At 64.3% G+C, this 17,798-nt stretch carries 17 protein-coding genes; 9 read left to right on the top strand and 8 right to left on the bottom strand.

Features of this window, described 5'->3' with window-relative positions:
• Nucleotides 1-129: 129 nt before the first annotated feature.
• The gene (locus tag GSQ90_RS25970; protein ID WP_158817858.1) at nucleotides 130-1,800 is read right to left on the bottom strand and encodes a formate--tetrahydrofolate ligase; all 1,671 of its coding nucleotides are present in this window, start codon (nucleotides 1,798-1,800) and stop codon (nucleotides 130-132) included.
• Nucleotides 1,801-2,008: 208 nt separating this feature from the next.
• On the opposite strand from GSQ90_RS25970, the gene GSQ90_RS25965 reads away from it, so the two are divergent.
• The 4 genes from GSQ90_RS25965 (at nucleotide 2,009) to GSQ90_RS25950 (ending at nucleotide 5,416) form a co-directional block, all read left to right on the top strand.
• On the top strand, nucleotides 2,009-2,362 hold the full coding sequence (locus tag GSQ90_RS25965) for a hypothetical protein (RefSeq protein WP_158817857.1): 354 nt from the start codon (nucleotides 2,009-2,011) through the stop codon (nucleotides 2,360-2,362).
• The gene (locus GSQ90_RS25960) at nucleotides 2,355-4,034 is read left to right on the top strand and encodes a methyl-accepting chemotaxis protein (RefSeq protein ID WP_158817856.1); all 1,680 of its coding nucleotides are present in this window, start codon (nucleotides 2,355-2,357) and stop codon (nucleotides 4,032-4,034) included. The genes GSQ90_RS25965 and GSQ90_RS25960 overlap by 8 nt, the downstream gene beginning before the upstream one ends.
• Before the next feature lie 101 nt (nucleotides 4,035-4,135).
• Nucleotides 4,136-4,546, top strand: a complete 411-nt coding sequence (locus GSQ90_RS25955) for a DUF302 domain-containing protein (protein ID WP_158817855.1) — start codon at nucleotides 4,136-4,138, stop codon at nucleotides 4,544-4,546.
• A gap of 75 nt (nucleotides 4,547-4,621) precedes the next feature.
• On the top strand, nucleotides 4,622-5,416 hold the full coding sequence (locus tag GSQ90_RS25950; protein WP_158817854.1) for an inositol monophosphatase family protein: 795 nt from the start codon (nucleotides 4,622-4,624) through the stop codon (nucleotides 5,414-5,416).
• An 11-nt stretch (nucleotides 5,417-5,427) separates the two neighbouring features.
• Here GSQ90_RS25950 and GSQ90_RS25945 read toward each other — a convergent pair whose 3' ends face one another.
• Nucleotides 5,428-7,005, bottom strand: coding sequence for a DHA2 family efflux MFS transporter permease subunit (locus tag GSQ90_RS25945; RefSeq protein WP_158818185.1), 1,578 nt, complete (start codon nucleotides 7,003-7,005; stop codon nucleotides 5,428-5,430).
• A gap of 42 nt (nucleotides 7,006-7,047) precedes the next feature.
• Nucleotides 7,048-8,181, bottom strand: a complete 1,134-nt coding sequence (locus GSQ90_RS25940; RefSeq protein ID WP_371418455.1) for an HlyD family secretion protein — start codon at nucleotides 8,179-8,181, stop codon at nucleotides 7,048-7,050.
• Nucleotides 8,182-8,369: 188 nt separating this feature from the next.
• Between GSQ90_RS25940 and GSQ90_RS25935 the strand changes: the two genes are divergently transcribed.
• Nucleotides 8,370-9,047: a TetR/AcrR family transcriptional regulator gene (locus GSQ90_RS25935; RefSeq protein ID WP_158817852.1), complete on the top strand. Its 678-nt coding sequence runs from the start codon at nucleotides 8,370-8,372 to the stop codon at nucleotides 9,045-9,047.
• Nucleotides 9,048-9,129: 82 nt separating this feature from the next.
• Here the strand turns inward: GSQ90_RS25935 and GSQ90_RS25930 are convergent, their stop codons facing one another.
• From GSQ90_RS25930 to GSQ90_RS25910, 5 genes are all read right to left on the bottom strand, one after another.
• Nucleotides 9,130-10,605, bottom strand: a complete 1,476-nt coding sequence (locus tag GSQ90_RS25930) for a M81 family metallopeptidase (RefSeq protein ID WP_158817851.1) — start codon at nucleotides 10,603-10,605, stop codon at nucleotides 9,130-9,132.
• A 40-nt stretch (nucleotides 10,606-10,645) separates the two neighbouring features.
• On the bottom strand, nucleotides 10,646-11,011 hold the full coding sequence (locus GSQ90_RS25925) for a RidA family protein (RefSeq protein WP_158817850.1): 366 nt from the start codon (nucleotides 11,009-11,011) through the stop codon (nucleotides 10,646-10,648).
• A 15-nt stretch (nucleotides 11,012-11,026) separates the two neighbouring features.
• On the bottom strand, nucleotides 11,027-11,857 hold the full coding sequence (locus tag GSQ90_RS25920) for a carbohydrate ABC transporter permease (RefSeq protein WP_158817849.1): 831 nt from the start codon (nucleotides 11,855-11,857) through the stop codon (nucleotides 11,027-11,029).
• The gene (locus tag GSQ90_RS25915) at nucleotides 11,854-12,723 is read right to left on the bottom strand and encodes a carbohydrate ABC transporter permease (RefSeq protein ID WP_158817848.1); all 870 of its coding nucleotides are present in this window, start codon (nucleotides 12,721-12,723) and stop codon (nucleotides 11,854-11,856) included. Before GSQ90_RS25915 ends, GSQ90_RS25920 begins: the two co-directional genes overlap by 4 nt.
• An 89-nt stretch (nucleotides 12,724-12,812) precedes the next feature.
• On the bottom strand, nucleotides 12,813-14,045 hold the full coding sequence (locus tag GSQ90_RS25910; RefSeq protein ID WP_158817847.1) for a sugar ABC transporter substrate-binding protein: 1,233 nt from the start codon (nucleotides 14,043-14,045) through the stop codon (nucleotides 12,813-12,815).
• Nucleotides 14,046-14,282: 237 nt separating this feature from the next.
• Here GSQ90_RS25910 and GSQ90_RS25905 point away from each other — a divergent pair, with 237 nt between their 5' ends.
• From GSQ90_RS25905 to GSQ90_RS25890, 4 genes are all read left to right on the top strand, one after another.
• On the top strand, nucleotides 14,283-15,071 hold the full coding sequence (locus tag GSQ90_RS25905) for an SDR family NAD(P)-dependent oxidoreductase (protein WP_158817846.1): 789 nt from the start codon (nucleotides 14,283-14,285) through the stop codon (nucleotides 15,069-15,071).
• A 1-nt stretch (nucleotide 15,072) separates the two neighbouring features.
• On the top strand, nucleotides 15,073-16,140 hold the full coding sequence (locus GSQ90_RS25900; protein WP_158817845.1) for an ABC transporter ATP-binding protein: 1,068 nt from the start codon (nucleotides 15,073-15,075) through the stop codon (nucleotides 16,138-16,140).
• An 8-nt stretch (nucleotides 16,141-16,148) separates the two neighbouring features.
• Nucleotides 16,149-17,027, top strand: a complete 879-nt coding sequence (locus tag GSQ90_RS25895; RefSeq protein WP_158817844.1) for a MurR/RpiR family transcriptional regulator — start codon at nucleotides 16,149-16,151, stop codon at nucleotides 17,025-17,027.
• Between the two features lie 164 nt (nucleotides 17,028-17,191).
• On the top strand, nucleotides 17,192-17,773 hold the full coding sequence (locus GSQ90_RS25890; RefSeq protein ID WP_158817843.1) for a glutathione S-transferase family protein: 582 nt from the start codon (nucleotides 17,192-17,194) through the stop codon (nucleotides 17,771-17,773).
• Nucleotides 17,774-17,798 lie beyond the last annotated feature (25 nt).

The following is a 17,798-nucleotide window of genomic DNA, read 5'->3' as shown; positions in this document are numbered from 1 at the left end:
ATCTTCGACCGAGGGAGGCCCGGCGGAATCTGACGGAATAAAGGTTGCGGGAGCCAGACTATAATCGGTTTGCGGCGCCGAAGCGAGGCAGGGGTCCGGTTTGGCGCGCGGCGCCCCTCGCGCACCCTCTCAAAAGAGTCCCGCGACCCGCCCGCCGCTGACCCTAATTTGCTCGGCCGCTGGCGCGCGCGGCAAGCCCGGCATGGTCAGGATGTCGCCGAGCAGAACCACGACGAATCCGGCGCCGGCGCGCAGGCGCAATCCCCGGACTGGCGCGATATGGCCGCTCGGCGCCCCGAGCAGACCGGGATCGGCGGAGAAGGAATAGGGGGTCTTGGCGATGCAGACGGGCAGCGCGCCGTAGCCGGCCTCCTGCAACTGCTGGAACTGCTGGCGGATCGCGGCGTCGGCGGCAATATCGCTGGCGCCGTAGATTTGCGTCGCAATGGTCCTGACCTTGTCCCACAGCGGCATGGAATCGTCATAGAGCGGCCGAAAGCGCGCGGCGCCCCCGTCGGCGAGCGCGACGACCCGCCGCGCCAGATCTTGCGCGCCCTGCCCGCCGCGCGCCCAATGGTCGCAGACGACAGCCTCGACGCCGAACTTCTCCCTGACCGTCGCGCTGATCAGCGCGAGTTCGGCGGGCGTGTCGGTGTCGAAACGATTCACCGCCACGACGACAGGCACGCCGAATTTGCCGACATTGGCGATGTGGCGCTCGAGATTGGGCAGACCGGCCGCCAGCGCAGCGAGATTTTCGACGCCCAGCGCCGATTTGTCGGCGCCGCCGTTGAACTTGAGCGCCCGCACGGTCGCGACGATAACGCAGGCGGCAGGCTCAAGGCCCGCCGCGCGGCATTTGATATCGAAGAATTTCTCGGCCCCGAGATCGGCGCCAAATCCCGCTTCGGTCACGACATAATCGGCGAGCTTGAGCCCGGTCCTTGTCGCGACGAGCGAATTGCAGCCATGCGCGATATTGGCGAAGGGTCCGCCGTGGACGAGCGCCGGATTGCCTTCCAGCGTCTGCACGAGATTGGGCCGCAGCGCGTCTTTCAGCAGCACGGTCATGGCGCCCGAAGCCTTGATGTCGGCGGCGGTCACCGGTCGCCTCGCCTTGTCGTAAGCCACGATCATCTTGCCAAGCCGCGCCTCAAGATCGTCCAGGTCGCGCGCGAGGCAGAACACCGCCATCACTTCGGAGGCGACGGTAATGTCGAAACCGTCCTCGCGTGGAAAGCCATTGGCGACGCCGCCCAGCGATACGACCGTGTTGCGCAAGGCCCGGTCGTTCACATCGAGCGCCCGCCGCCAGACGATGCGGCGCGGATCGATGTCGAGGGAATTGCCCCAATAGATATGGTTGTCGATCATCGCGGCGAGCAGATTGTTGGCGGCGGTGATCGCGTGAAAATCGCCGGTGAAATGCAAGTTGATTTCATCCATCGGCGCGACCTGCGCATGACCGCCGCCCGTCGCGCCGCCCTTGCGGCCAAAGACCGGGCCCAGGGACGGCTCGCGCAGACAAATGATGGCGCGTTTCCCAAGCAGCGCCAGGGCGTCGCCAAGCCCGATCGTCGTCGTCGTCTTGCCCTCCCCCGCCGGGGTCGGATTGATGGCGGTGACGAGAATGAGCTTGCCGTCCGGCTTGTCGCGAAGGCCCTCGATGAAGTCGAATTCCAGCTTGGCGATGGAGCGCCCATAAGGGTGAAGCGCCGCCTCCGGAATATCGAGTTTCGCCGCGACGGCGCGGATCGGCTCCAGCCTGGCGTCCAGCGCGATATCGAGGTCAGACTTCATAAGAAAGAGCTCCAGGCGGGAACGGCGCGTTCAAACTACGCTATCGCCGCGGCGCGGAAAACAAGCGGACTCGCGAGCGTCCACAGCCGATATTCTGGTCATTGCTTCAAGAATCGCGAACGATATGGGGCGCAACTGCACCATTTTTGTGCGTTGCGGGAATCTTAACCCTCTATCTCCTAAGTTCCCTTACGGAAGCTGCAACCGAATGATCGACGTGCCGGAAGTCGAGCCCAAATACAGATTGAACGCCGCCCTGATCGTCTCGGTCTTCATTAGTTTGACGGGGCTTTTCGCAGCGTTAGCCGCCGCGACGGCCGGCGATTCTGCTTCGGCCGCCGCGGTCTTCCCGCCCTGGTGGTCGCCGGCCAGGGCCTTCGAGGCGGCGGGAGCAGCCGGCGAAGTGACCAGAATCGGGGCCTTTTCCTCGGTTCTGATCGTCCATTCGAGGGAGCCGGCTCTCGCTGAGCGATTGCGCAAAGCGGGCGCCCTCTTGATTCTTGACCCGGTCCAGCTCGCTTTGTGCGAGCGGTCCATCGCGCAAGGCGACACGCATGAATAGGCCCGCATTCGATCTCGCGGCTTTACGCCGCCGGGCTCTCAGCCTTTTGCTCGTTCTTTCGTGGCTGCAGGCGGCGCTGATCGCGCTCGCCTGCTGGTTTGTCGATTGCCCATGGCTCATTCCGGTTGGCGCTTCCGTCGCCTTTGCCGCGACAGCGCAGGCGATGGCCCGATTCGACGCCAAGGGGGACCAGAGCCGCCTCGTATCGGGGGTGAGCCTGATGGCCTCGATCTCCATCATGGTCGGCGTCATGAGCGGTCAAAAGATGCAGGTCGATCTGCACATGGTTTATTTCGCGGCTTTGGCGATTCTGGTCGCCTGTTGCGATTGGCGGGTCATCGTCGCAGGGACCGCCGTGGTCGCCCTGCACCATACGGCGCTCAATTTCGTGCTTCCGAACCTGGTCTATCCCGGCGGCGAGGATTTCGGGCGATTGCTGCTCCATGCGATCGTGCTCTCCATTGAGGCCGCGGCCCTCGTCTGGGTCGCCATCACGATCGAACGCATGTTCGGCGCTGTATCGCAGGAGGCCGCCCACGCCGAGCAATCAAGGTTAATGGCCGAACAGAGCCATGACGCCGCACTGGCCGCCGCCAGGGAGGCGGAGACGGCGCGGGCGCGCAACGAGCAAGATCGCGCGCGCGTGATGCAGGACGATGAGACGATCCTCAATAATTTGGCGCTTTCGCTGAGGCGGCTGGCCGAGGGCGACCTGACCGCGACGCTGGATGTCGACCTGCCGGAAAAAGCCGAGGGCCTGCGCGCCGATCTCAACGCAACCGTCAGGAGTTTGCGATCGGTCATGCAGGCCGTGGTGCGCGCGGCCGCCGGCGTCAGGGCGAGCGCCAACGAGATTTCGACCGCGGCGAGCAATTTGTCAGGCCGCACCGAACAGCAGGCCGCCAATCTTGAGGAGACCGCGGCCGCTCTTGACCAAATCACCGCCACCGTGCGCAGGACCGCGGAGGGCGCCGCCCGCGCGCATGCGGTGGTCGGCGCCGCCAGGACAGACGCCGAACATTCCGGCCAGGTCGTGCGTCAGGCCATCGCGGCGATGAGCGCCATCGAAAGCTCGTCGAGCCAGATTGGCCAGATCATCGGCGTCATCGATGAAATCGCGTTCCAGACGAATCTGCTGGCGCTGAACGCGGGCGTCGAAGCGGCGCGCGCCGGCGACGCGGGCCGCGGCTTTGCCGTCGTCGCCACGGAAGTGCGGACCCTGGCCCAGCGCTCCACCGAAGCCGCCAAGGAAATCAAGGCGCTGATCTCGGCTTCGGCGGGCCATGTCGGCCATGGCGTCAAACTCGTCGCGCAGACCGGCGCGGTGCTGGCGCGAATCGTCGAGCAGGTGAACGAGATCAACCGCACTATGGCGGAGATCGCCGCCTCCTCCGGCGAACAGGCGAAGGGCCTCGATCAGGTCAATTCCGCCGTCAATCAGATGGACCAGACGACTCAGCAAAACGCGGCGATGGTCGGCGAATCGACCGCCGCCACCCAAACGCTCGTCCAGGAGGCCGAGGAACTGAGCCGGGCCGTCGATCGGTTCAAAGTCGGCCAGGCCGGCATGGATCATTCCCTTTCGGCGAGGCCGCGCCCGGCCCTCGCCTCCTCGCCCGTTCGGGCGCTCAAGACAGTCGGTCGCGGGGGCGCGGCGTGGAAACCGGCCTGAATGCTGTGCGGGCCGATGGCGCGCATTGACCGTCCGTCGAAAGATGTGATTGCAATATCCGGCGGCGCTCCTGGATGGAGCCGCTCGCTGGAGGGCGCCCGATGAGCGTGGAGGGACTGATTTCGATTCCCAGCGATTTCGACCCGAAGGAAACAATGGATCGGCTCGAAGCGGCGCTGCGGGCCAACGGCGTCACCATATTTGCGCGGATCGATCATGCCGCCGGGGCGGCCAAAGTCGGCGAGGATCTGCGTCCGACCGAACTTCTGATATTCGGCAATCCCAAAGGCGGCACGCCGCTGATGCAAGCCGAGCAGACGATCGGCATCGACCTGCCGCTCAAAGCTCTGGTCTGGCGGGACGCCGCGGGAAAGACCTGGCTTTCCTATAACGAGCCGGGCTGGCTCGCCGAGCGGCACGGGCTCGGCGCCGCGGCAGCCGGCCCAGTCGCCAATATGGCGGCGATGCTCCATGGGATGGCGAACAAGGCGGCGAGAGCAATCAATCCTTGACCCCGCCGCGCGCGGCGGGCAGACCAGCGCCAAATATCGCTGTTTCTCGATTTCGCCAGAGCCCCCGGGACCCCAATGATCCGCTCCGCCCTAATGACTGTGATGACCGGCGCGGCGATCAAGGCCGGGCGCGGGCTCAAGCGCGATTTTGGCGAAATCGGCAATCTGCAGGTTTCGATGAAGGGCCCCGGCGATTTCGTCAGCCTGGCCGACCAGCGCGCCGAAAAGATCATCTTCGATGAGCTCTCCAAGGCGCGGCCGGGCTATGGCTTCGTCATGGAGGAGAGCGGCGTAGTCGAAGGCGCCGATAAGAGCCATATCTGGCATGTCGACCCGCTCGATGCGACGACCAATTTCCTGCATGCGATTCCGATGTTCGCCATTTCGATCGCGCTGGAGCGCGAGGGCCAGATCGTCGCCGGCGTGATCTACAATCCCGCCAATGACGAAATGTATGTCACGGAAAAGGGCCAGGGCGCGTTTGGCGACAACCGGCGTCTGCGGGTCGCCGCTCGCCGCGAACTTTCTCAGTCGCTGATCGGCTGCGGCATTCCCCATCTTGGCAAAGCCGAGCACCATCCGCGCTTCAAGGCGGAATTGGCGACCGTGATGGCGCGCGTCGTCAATGTCAGGCGCATGGGCTGCGCGGCGCTCGATCTCGCCTATGTCGCCGCCGGCCGATTCGATGCGTTTTGGGAGCGCGGCCTGCATTCCTGGGACATCGCCGCCGGCGCCCTGCTGATCCGCGAAGCAGGCGGCTATGTCAGCGGCGCCGACAATGAGGAGAATTTCCTCGAGACCGGCTCGATCTGCTGCGGCAACGAGACCATTCACCGCCAATTGCTCGCGCTACTGGCCGAGGCGAAGTGAGGCGTTCGTCCTCAATGCGCCCCGGCGGCTGAGCCCTGCGCCTTGCGGGCGAACAGCAATGAGATGGCAGCGGCGACCAGCAGCACGCCAATGACCGCGAATGTGTCGCTGAAGCCCATGATGAGAGCCTGGCGCTTGACAACATTGCCGAGGTAGACGACGGCCTCGTGCATCGCCGCGACGCGATCGGTCACCGCATGCGACATGAAATAGGCCGTCATCTGGTCGAGCCGCTGGCCGACCTCGTTGCGGGCCGACGTCACGGACTGCCCGATGATGTTGGAGTGAAACTGCTCGCGTTTGACCAGCACCGTCGCCAGCGTTGCGGTGCCGACCGCGCCGCCGAGATTGCGCAGCATATTCGACAGCCCGGAAGCTGCGCCTGCTTCGCTCGGCGCGATGCCGGCGGTGGTGATCGCGCTGACAGGCGTGATGATAAGGGCCTGGCCGATCGCGCGCACGATATTGGGGATGAAGAATTGATCGCCTGACGTATCGAGCGACAGCGTTGTGTTCATGAAGCAGCTCGCAGCGAACAAAGCGATACCGACAAAAGCGACATAGCGCGCGTCGAAGCGCTTCATCAGCATCGGCACGAACGGGATCAGCAGAAGTTGGGGCAGGCCCGTCCAGGCCAGAACGGCGCCGATCTGCTCAGCGTTATAACCCTGCGCCTGCCCCAGATATTGCGGCAGGATATAGACGGTGCCGAACAAGGCGAAGCCGACCAGCACGTTGGCGATCACGCCGATCCCAAAGTTGCGGCGCGCCAGCAGGCGCAGGCTGACCAGCGGCTTCTTCACCGTCAGTTCTATCCAGATGAAGGCGCCAAGGAACAGGGCGGCGACGATCGCGAGGCGGAAAATGAAGGGCGAGGCGAACCAATCGTCCTTTTCGCCTTCTTCGAGCACGGTCTGGAAGGCCGACAGTCCGATCGCCATCGTGACGATGCCGGCCCAGTCGCCCTCTCTGAGGAGTCCCAGCCGCATCGGCTGCTTTTCGAGCGTGAAGGCGAGCGCGACGACCATGATCGCGCTTGGAAAAGCGTTGATGAAGAAGATCGTCTGCCAGCCGTAATTCTCGGTGAGATAGCCGCCAATGGTCGGTCCGATCGCCGGGGCGAAGGTCACCGACAAAGCGAAAAGAGCAAGGCCGATCGGCTGCTGCGCCTTGGGCAGCTTCGTCAGCACAATGGTGAAAGCCATCGGGATCAGGATCCCGCCGGCAAAGCCCTGCAGGCCGCGCATGGCGATCATCGAGCCCAGATCATGCGTGAAGGCGCAGGCGATCGAAAAAAGCGGAAACAGAACCGCATTGACGAGAAGATAGCGCCGAAACGAGAAGACCTTGCTCAGATAATCGGTCAGCGGAATCACGACGATCTCGCCGATCAGATAAGCGGTCGAAATCCAGGCGCCGTTGTCGACGCCGGTTCCGATGCCGCCTTCGATGTCGAGCAATGAGGCGTTGGTGATCTGGATATTGAGGATCGCCATAAAGGCGCCGATCATGCACGCCAAAACCGCGATCCAGTCTTTCGTGCTCGCGCGGGGCGAGGACGCGACCATGGGAGCCGCCGAGGCGGCCATGCTGATGCTGGACATCGCTTGAGCCCTCCAGGGCTTTTTCCATCAACCCTTGGGGGCGCTTTCAGCCGACGTTTTGACGTCGATGGTCGGCGTGACCGACATGCCCGGGCGCAGGTCTCCCGAATTGGCGCTATTGCGGTCGAGCACGACCTTGACTGGAATGCGCTGGACGACCTTGGTGAAATTGCCGGTGGCGTTGTCGGGCGGCAGCAGCGCGAATGTCTGACCGCTGGCGGGCGCGAGGCTGTCGACATGGCCGTGATAGACGCGGCCCGGGAACATATCGACGGCGATATCGACCGGCTGGCCACGATGGACGTCGGTCAACTGGGTTTCCTTGAAATTGGCCACGACATACGCCTCGGCGCTCGGCACGACCGACATCAATTGCGTTCCCGCCTGAACGTATTGACCGACGCGCAGCGTGCGGTTGCCGACAATTCCATCCGCCGGCGACGCGATCGCGGCATAGCTGAGGTTGAGCTCCGCCTGGCGACGAAGAGCCTCGTCATGGGCCAGCACGGCTTGTGCCTGGGCCAGTTCGGCCTTTTGCAAGGCGACCTGCTTGACCGCCGAGGCGAGCGCCGCGTTGTCGCGCTGAATGCTGGCGTGAGCCGCCGCTATGCGCGAGGTCGCCTGCTGCGCGTTCTGGACGGAGCCGTAGCCCGTCGCGGCCAAATCGGTATAGCGCTTGTTTTCCTGCTCAGCGAAGGTTTCGCTGGCCTGATCGACGACGATCGTCGCTTTGGCGGAATCGATGACCGATTGCTGCGCATCGATCGCCGCGAGCTTGCTGGCGATCGCGGCCTCAGCCGCCGCGACATCGGCTTTGGCCTGATCGAGCGCAACCTGATAGTCGCGATCGTCGATCCGGGCGAGAATCTGGCCAGCCTTGACGGGCTCATTGTCGCCGACCAGCACCTCGCTGAGATAGCCCGACACTTTGGGGGCGATCGTCGTATTGTCGGCTTGGACATAAGCGTCATCCGTCGAGACCTGGAAGCGCCCGACCGTCCAGTAATCCCAAGCGAAATAGGCGCCCGCGGCGAGAACCGCGACGCCGGCGCTGGCCATCAGGAGCCCGCGAAGACGATTTTTCGCCGGCGCGACCGAGGGAGCGGGGGCCTCGACGGGCGCCGCCTCGGCCGCGAGGCGGCCGGCGCCCATCTGCAGCATTTCCCTCGCTTCCTTCTCCGAAATCGCACGATCGATCTCCACCGAACCGGGATGACGCGCCATGACTGCACCCTTTCTTCAGATTGAGCCGAACCGCTTAAAGCCGCCGCCCAACAATTTGGAAACTTGATATTCTCCAAAATAACGTCTACATGGGTTCTGTCAAGAGCGCCCGAGGTAAAATTCGCATGAGCGACATCGAGGCCACCGGTAAACGCCCGCGTGGGCGCCCGCCCACCAGATCGGACGACGAAACGCGCCACCTCATCGCCGAGGCGGCGCAACGCGAATTCATGGCGCATGGCTATGCCGGCGCCTGCATGGACGACGTCGCCAAAGGCGCCGGCGTGTCGAAAAAGACGCTCTATCGGCTGATCCCCGCCAAGGCGGAGCTGTTCAAAATATCCGTGACGGATCGGATCGCCCGCTTCATGCTGGCCGTCGACGAGGAGACAACGGGCTCGCACGACGTCGCCACCGCCCTCGAGCGGCTGTTGATCGAATTCGGCAATCTGACGCTCTCGGCGGAGACGATAGCAATCCAGAAGCTCGTCGCCGCGGAAAGCGACCGGTTCCCGGAACTGGCGGCGAGTTTCTACGCCGACGCGATCCTGACGACCTATGCGGCGATGGAGGCCTTTCTTGCAAGGCAATGCGCGCTGGGCGCGCTGGAGCTTGACGACCCGCATATCGCGGCAGGCATGCTGAGAGGCATGATGGTGATGGAGCCGCAGCGCGCGGTGATATTGGGAAAAGCCGCCGTCCCCACCATCGCCGAGATCGCGCAAAGAGCCCGGATTTGCGCCCGCCTGTTTTTGAAGGGGTGCCTGAAAGACCGCGCCCGGACGATCCCCGCCGCCGTGTGAGCCGCCATGCCAGTCAGGCGTCAGGCCGTCTGCCGGAAATCATAAGGCGCGGATCAAAGGCTCTCAACAGAATGGCGCGCGCTCACAAATCATGCGGGTTTTCGACGCGCGGCCAAATCTCGCGCGAGAGTTTCCTGTATTGCGTCTCGCGCGGATGCGAGGGATAGGGCGCGCCAGCGTCGATATAGATGATCTCTTGCGCGATCGGCGCGAAGCCGGCGTAAAAATGGTTGGTCGACTTGATCAGCAAGATCGCCTTTTGCATGGGATCGACGCCGAGATTGGAGAATACGTCGGGCTCGAAAGTCTGCGTGCGATTGGTGTTGAGGATCACTTCGATGTCGGAGCCCTCCAGCCGCACCAGCGCCGCTGGACCGAGCGTCACGCGGCTGGCGCCAAAACTCTGCCAGGATTCCGGCACGGCCCGTATCACCTCCACGACGGCGTCGATCGGCGCGCCGCCGTTGGGCCCCGCCTTGCCGCCAAAACGCAGAGCCAGCTTCGCGCTCTCGCCGGCCGCCAGGCAGAAGACGACGGCGATGGGGTCCCAGATCGTCGCCACCGCGACATTGCCGATCTTGCGCGCGAGAATGCGGTGCAAGATGAGCGTGCCGTCGCCCGCCACGCCGCCGCCGGGGTTGTCCCAGACGTCGGCCATCACAACCGGTCTGCCCGTCTTCCTCGCGGCGAGCGCCAGCGCGCTGTCGAGTCCCGCGTCAATGCCGAGCATCGGCATGGCCGTGCGCCCGCGCATCGCGAAGACCTCCAACCCCAGGCGCCTGGCCAGGGCCGCGCCCTTCGCGGCATCGCCGTCCGTCACGACCAGCATCTGCGTGCCGAGTTCGGGCACATCGGCGGCCATAAAGCCGTGAATGAGCGAGATGGAAAGGATTCCGTCCTGTCCCTGCAGCGCGCGAATGCGGTCGACGAAGCCGCGCATCGGCTCGCGGCTCGTGGGGAAAACGTCGATCATGCGGCAATCGAACATAGAGATGACGGGCCGGATTTCGCCGCGCAACGCGCGCAGAGCGAGGTCGACCACATGCTCGGCGCGATCGACGAAGTCCGTGTGCGGAAATTCGAGGAAAGCGGCGAGGATGTCGGCGTTCGCGACGCGCTTCCTAGTCAGATGACTGTGCGGATCCAATTCCGCGGCGATCAGAACGCCCGGGCCGACGATGTCGCGCACGCACGCGAGCAGGTCGCCCTCGCAATCGTCATAGCCCTGCGCCACCATCGCGCCGTGCAAGCCGAGCACGACGCCGTCGACCGGGAGAGCGGCGCGCAATTGGCCAAGAATCTCGTCGCGCAATTCCTCATAGGCCTTGCGCTGCAGTAGCCCGCCCGGCTCCGCCCAGGCGGCCGTGCCTTCAATTAAAGTGAACCCCTCTTCCCGCGCACGGCGGCGCAGCACCACGATCGGCGCCGAACATAGCGTCGGCGTGTCGGGATGCTGGCCGGGGCCGGCGTAGAACGCCATTTCGAAACTCGCTCTGTCGGTCGGCACCGGCGAGAACGTGTTGGTTTCGGTGGCGAGAGAAGCAGTGAAAATGCGCATGTCGGCTCTTGCTGGATTATGAATTGGAAATGTCGCGGCGTCACAGCGGCTTATAGGCCACCGCCTCGACCTCGATCTTGATCTCGATCATCAGCCGCGCTTCGATCGTCGTCCGGGCCGGCGGATTCCTGGCGAAATAAGTCGCATAGACTTCATTGAAGGCGTCGAAATCGCGTGCGTCCGCCAAGATCACAAAGGTCTTGATCACATCGGCAAGCTCGCCGCCGGCGAGCTTGAGCGCGGCTTCGATATTCTCCATCGTCTTGCGCGTCTGCGCCGCAATGCCGCCGGAGACCACGGCGCCATTGCTGCCGACGGGAACCTGACCGGACACGTAGATGAAATCTCCGGCTCGCACGGCTGGAGAAAGCGGCACATGCGAGGCGCCAAAATGCTGTCTGTTCATCGCTTGATCCCAAAGTTACTTGACGGCGCCCAGCGCCAGCCCGCGCACGAGATAGCGTTGCAGCCAGGCGAAGATGATCGCGACAGGCACGGAGGCGACGAACGCGGCCGCCATCACATAATGCCAGTCCACGGAATAACGCCCCGCTACCAGCGAGAACACGCGGATCGGCAGCGTGTAGGTCTCCTCGCGCCGCAGCATGGTGAGCGCGATGATGAATTCGTTCCAGGCGTTGATGAAGGTGAAGATCGCGGTCACCACCATCGCCGGCACGGCCAGCGGCAGGAACACGGCGACGAGCGTGCGTCCGCGCCCCGCGCCCTCCATCCAGGCGGCCTCTTCGAGGTCGCGCGGAATCGTCGAGAAATAGCTTTGCAGCATCCATACGCAAAAGGCGATGTTGAAGCCGACATAGACCAGCGTCAGCATGTTGAGGTTGTCGATGAGCCCGACGCCGACAACCAGTCGAAAAAGGCCGATGACCAGCACGATGGGTGACAGCATCTGCGAGACGAGCAGGAACTGGCGGAACGCGCCCTGCCCGGCGAAACGGAAGCGGCTGAGCGCATAGGCCGCCGGGATCGACACGGCGATGGTGAGCGCGGTGGTCAGAGCCGACACGTAAAGCGAGTTGACCAGCGCCGGCGCGAAGCCCGACGTCTCCCACATCTCCACGAAATTCCGCCAACGCCACTCGCTCGGCCACCAGGTCGGATCATGCACCTCGGTCGCCGACTTCAGCGCGGTGATGGTCATCACTGCGAAGGGGAACAGGATGGCCACGACAACGGGCGCCAGGAGCGCCCAGAACAGCAGCGAGCGCAGGATCTTTTTGCGGGTCGTCATGCCGCCTCCTCGCGCATCGCCAGCCGAACATAGATGATCGTGAAGACGAGCAGGATCGCGAACATGATCAGCGACACCGCCGACGCTTCACCCAACTTTCCGAGCCTGAAGCCGAGCTTGTAGAGATAAGTGACGAGAATGTCGGTGGAATTGGCCGGCCCGCCCTGCGTCGTCGCCCAGATGATCGGGAAGGAGTTGAACACGTAGATCGTGTTCAGCACGAAAGCGATGTTGATGAAGGGGCGCAGCAGCGGCAGCGTGATGAGGCGGAATTGGCCCCAGCGTCCGGCGCCTTCGATGGCGGCGGCGTCGTAGAGATCCACCGGCACGGAGGAGAGGCCGCCAAGGAAGATCGTGACGGTGAAGGGGATCGACACGAGGACGCCGATCAGAATCTGCATCGGAAAAGCGGTGGAGGCCTGCGCCAGCCATTGAATGTTCTGGTCCATCAGGCCGAGATCGCGCAGGCCGGAATTGAGCATGCCGCTTTCCCCGTTCAGCGCCCAGCGCCAGATGACGGCGGTCATGGTCAGCGAGATCGCCCAGGGCAGCATGATCAGGATGCGGGCAAGGCCGCGCCCGTAAAAATCCTCATTGAGGATGAGCGCGATTGGCGCCGACACGACCAGCGTGCCAAGCACCACGGCGACCGTCCATTCCAACGTACGCCACAGCGCGGCGTAAAAATCAGGATCGGCGAAAAGTTCACGGAAATTGTCGAAGCCGTTAAACGCCCTCAACACGCCAAAGCGGTTGACGTCGTGCAGCGCCAGCGACACGATCTCCCCGACCGGCCATAAGATGATCGCCGCCGCGAGCAGGAAGCTCGGCAGGATCAGGATGTAGGGGGTGAAGCTGCGGTTCATGCGGCGCGCGCCAGACGGCGGGAGGAGCGACCGCGCCACCTTCCGCCCGGAGCGCGGCGGGAGACGGCGCGGCGTCGATTCAATGTCGTTCAGTTCTTGCTGAGGGTCTCGTTGATCTTGGCCGCCGCATCCTTCAGAAGCGGCTCGATCTCGCCCTGACCGAGATAGATCTTCTGGATGGCGTTCGACGAGGTCTGCGCAATGTCCTCCCAGCCGGGGATCACCGGAGCGAAGCGCGCCTTGGGCAGCACCGAGGCGAACACTTTCAGATCCGGGTCGTCGGCGAACAGCGGATTCTTGGCCTCTTCAGCATTGACCGGCAGGAAACCTTCGATCTTGTCGAACTTGACGCGCTGTTCCGTGGTGAAGATGAAGTCGAGGAATTTCCACGCTTCGTCCTTCACCTTGGAGTTTTCGAACATGACGATCGAATCGGTCACGCCATAGGTGCCCTGATCGCCGGTCGGCCCGGCGGGAATCGGCGCCACGCCATAGTTGAGATTGGGCGCCTCCTTCTTGATCTGACCGGAAAGGAAAGGCGCGGTGATGACGGTGGCGACCTTGCCCTGTTTGAACAGGTTCTGCACATCTTCGCGGTTGTAGGAGGTGACGCCCGGCTCGGTCAGGCCGCCATCGATGAAGCCCTTGTAGAGCTTAGCCGCGTCGATCGCCGCCTGGCTGCCCAAACCCGATTTGCCGTTTTTGACGATCTCGCCGCCATAGGACCACAAGGCGTAATAATAATAGACGTCGGTCTCGATCTCCTTGCCCTGCATGCCGAAGGGAAAGACGCCGCCGCCCGTCGCCTTGATCTTTTCGGCCGCAGTTTTGAAGTCCGCCCAGGTAGCGGGCGGGGCGTCGTAACCGGCCTTCTTGAAGACGTCCTTGTTGTAATACATCGCGCGAGCCGAAGCGGCGATCGGCAGCCCGTAGACCTTGCCGTCCATGACCGAGGGCGACAGGAACGTATCGATGAAGCGCGCCTTGAATGGCGGCGTGATGTGGCTGTCGAGCGGCGTGACGACGCCCTGCTTGACATAGTCGAGCAGCCAGCGCGTGCCGATGATGGAGAGGTCGGCGTTGGCGCCGGCCGAGATGTCGGTCGTCAGCTTCTGCTGCAAATTATCCCACGGCACCACTTCGATCTGAATCTTGGTGCCCGGATTGGCGGCCTCGAACGCCTTGGCGGCTTCATCGAAATAGGGGCCGGTGCCCTTGGAATATTCGGCGATGGTGACGCGCACGGTGCCGGCTTCGGCCGCGCCGGCCAGCGCCAACAGGCTTGCGCCTGCGAAAAGAAAGGCCTTGTTGAACTTTGTCATCTGGTCGTCTCCCCTTTTGAATGTCTCGGCGCAGCCGAATGTCTCCCGCGTCCCTTGCAAAGGCGCCCCGCCGCTCGATCGGACGCGATGCCGAAGACACTCTCTTATGTAATTTAATTTCTTGCAAGGACGTTTTTTGGCTTTCTATTTGTATTTTTATGTTGCTTTATTTCACAGACTGAATTTTTCTGGCGCATGTCCGCGGAGATTCCTCCGCGCGACGCATATGGGCGAACGATGGCGACAGGCGACCTATTCCTTCCCTTCCGTCTCGACGGGAAGCGCGCGCTGATCACGGGCGCTGGCGGCGGCATCGGCCGCGCGCTCGTCGCGCTGTTCGCCGCCGCGGGCGCCGAGGTCTCGGGCGCGGATCGCGAAGCGAGCCTCATGGATGGTCTCGATCTCGCCCATCGCCTGGCCTTCGATCTGGCGGATGGCGCTGCAGTCGATGCGGCGTTTGCCGAGCTTGAAGCCGCCGGAGCCGCGCCGGATGTGCTGGTCAGCAACGCCGGCTTCACGCGCGGCGAGACGCTGGGCGCGGTCAACCGCGCGGTGTGGGATAAGGAACTCGCGATCAATCTCACCGGCGCCTTTAACGTCGCAGCGCCCGTCGTCGAAGGCATGGCGAGGCGCGGCGGCGGCTCGGTCGTCTTCATCGCTTCAGTCAACGCCCTCGCTCACTACGGCAATCCGGCCTATTCGGCGGCCAAGGCCGGCCTGATCGCCTATGCCAAGGCGATCGCGGTCGAGCGCGGCGCGCAGGGCGTGCGCGCCAACGTGGTGTGCCCCGGCTCGGTGCGCACCCGGGCCTGGGATCACCGTCTGAAGGAAGCGCCCGACCTCTTGAGCCATGTGTTGCCGCACTATCCGCTCGGCCGCCTGGTGACGCCGGAAGAGGTTGCGCGCGTCGCGCTGTTTCTTGCCTCGGACGCCGCCTCGGGCGTCACCGGCGCCGTGCTGCCCGTCGACGCCGGGCTGACGGCCGGCAATTTGCGCTTCGTCAAGGACGTGATCGAGAGGGAGTGACATGGCTTCGCTGCGCATCAAGGAGCTGGTGAAGGCCTATGGCGCCGCCCAGGTGCTGCACGGCGTCGATCTCGATGTCGCGGATGGCGAATTCGTGGTGCTGGTCGGCCCCTCGGGCTGCGGCAAGTCCACCTTGCTGCGCATGATCGCCGGCCTCGACGACATTTCGTCGGGCGAGATGTGGATCGGCGACCAGCTCGCCAACGCGCTGCCGCCGCAAGGACGCAACATCTCGATGGTGTTCCAGAGCTACGCGCTCTTCCCGCATATGAGCGTGCGCGACAATGTCGGCTTCGGCCCGCGCATCCGGCGCGAGGCGAAGGACGCCATCGTGGCCAAGGTGGCGAAAGCCGCCGGCACGCTGAGCCTCGCCGCTTATCTCGATCGCTTTCCGCGCCAGCTTTCGGGCGGCCAGCGCCAGCGCGTCGCCATGGGGCGCACCATCGTGCGTGAACCGGACCTCTTCCTGTTCGACGAGCCGCTCTCCAACCTCGACGCCCAATTGCGCGTGCAGATGCGCACCGAGATCAAGGCGCTGCACTTGGCGCTCAAGACCACCGTCGTCTACGTCACTCACGACCAGATCGAAGCCATGACCATGGCCGACCGCATCGTCGTGATGAACGCTGGGCGGGTAGAGCAGATCGGCGCGCCGCTGGCGCTCTACGACCGTCCCGTCAATCGCTTCGTCGCCGGCTTTCTCGGCTCGCCCGCCATGAGCTTCATCCCGGGCATTCTGGAGCGCGGCGATGGGCCAGCCCGGCTGCGCACGCAGGCCGGCGCCGTTCTGCCAGTGGGTGAGACGGCCGCGGCCTCGGGCCAGGCGGTGGAGATCGGCATCCGGCCCGAACATTATCGCCTGTGCGGCGAGGACGCGGGCTTCCCCTTCCAGGTTGCGGTCGTCGAACCGACGGGCGCGGAAACCCAAATCTTCGGCGCCATCGCGGGCACAGAGGTGCGCTGCGTCTTCCGGGAACGCATTGACGCCTCGCCCGGCAGCGTGCTGCGGCTGACTGTCGATCCCACCCATGTCCATGTGTTCGACGCTGCGACAGGCGTCAGACTTTGAGCCGACCGATGCTCCCGCCGCACATCGACATCGTGGCGCGCCTGCGCGAGATCGCGGCGGCTGGCAGCCGGTCCGACCAACGCCTGGCCGCGGAAATCCTCGCCGATCCCGATTTCGCCACCCATGCCGCGATCGCCCTGCTCGCCAAGCGGGCGGAGGTCAGCGAGCCGACGGTGACGCGCTTTTGCCGCGCGCTCGGATGCGCGGGCCTGCGCGACTTCAAGGTGCGGCTGGCCCAGGCCGTCGCCACCACGGGGCGGTACATCAAGCCGGTTGGCGAAGGCCGCGAGGGCGCGCGCGTACCGCAAATCATCGCCACGGCCGCCCATGGAGCCATCGAGGCCGTGTGCGCCGGCATTGACGTCGCCGCCCTCGCGCGCGCCGCGGACCTCATCGTGGGGGCGCGCATGGTACGCGCCTATGGCTCTGGCGGCAGCTCCTCGCTGGCGGCCGTGGAGCTGGAGAACCGGTTGTTTCGGCTGGGCGTCCTGGCCTCCGCGCATGTCGATGGAGAGATGCAGCAGATGACGGCGGCCGCAGCCGATTCCAGCACCGTCATCGTCGCCTATTCGGTGTCGGGCGAGGTGCGCTCCGTGATCGACGCCGTCGCCACGGCGCGGCTCTATGGGGCGTCCGCTATCGCTTTCACGGCGCCGGATTCGCCGCTCGCGGCGGCCGCTTCGCTGGCGCTGCCGTTTCGCGTCGACGAAGGCACGGATATCTTCCGCCCAACCCCGGCGCGCTACGCTCTGCTCGCCCTCACCGACATGCTGGCGCTGTCGGTCGCCGAGCGCATCGGCGCGCCGGCTGTCGAGCGCATGCGCCGAATCAAGCACCATCAAGGACTGAACAAGCGCGACGCCACGCGCCTGCCGCTCGGGGACTGAAGCCGTCGCCTCCCGTCGCGGCGTCGCAAAATCCAGTGTTATGATGATATCCGCCTGATATCCGACGAAGGCCGGCGCGAACGTAACGAAGCGGCGCGATTGACGTTCAGAACGCCGGAGCCGGAGTGTGTCTTTTCGCGGCGCCGTCAGTCAAAGGACCTCCAATGCTCACGCTCTACTTTGCGCCGGGATCAAGTTCGATGGCGCCGCACATCGCGCTGCATGAGATCGGCGCGCCATTCGAGACCCGGCCTCTTTCGTTTGCCAAGAAAGAGAACCGCGCGCCCGCCTATCTCGCGATCAATCGGGAAGGCAAGGCGCCGACCTTGCTGATCGACGGGCGGCCGCTGACCGAGGTCGCCGCGATCCTGTTCTATCTCGCACGGCGCTTCCCCGAGGCGGCTCTGATGCCTGATGGCGATATTGAAGCTGAAGCGCAGGTTGTCTCCTGGATGTCGTTTCTCGCCGCCACCGTGCATCCGGCGCGGCGACAGGGGATCGTCCATGCCAGCGCTGTATACGCGATCGCCGATCAGCGATTGGGGGATCGGGAATGGGCGCTGGGACGCTATTCAATCGCCGACATCCATCTGTTCCGGCTGTTTTGGCGCTTCCGCAACTCCCTCCTCCCGCCGGCTGGCCAATTCCCCAACCTTTCCGCCCATTATGTACGCATGATGGCGCGCCCCGCAGTACGACGAACATGCGAAATCGAAGCCGCGATCGGCTATGAATTGTCGCCTTAGCCGCGCGTCAACCGCTGAATCGATA

The sequence above is a fragment of the Methylocapsa sp. S129 genome, from assembly GCF_009765995.1.
In the GTDB taxonomy this organism is placed as follows: domain Bacteria; phylum Pseudomonadota; class Alphaproteobacteria; order Rhizobiales; family Beijerinckiaceae; genus Roseiarcus.
Note: the sequence above shows the minus strand (reverse complement) of the source record. Positions and strands in the feature narration are given on the sequence as shown.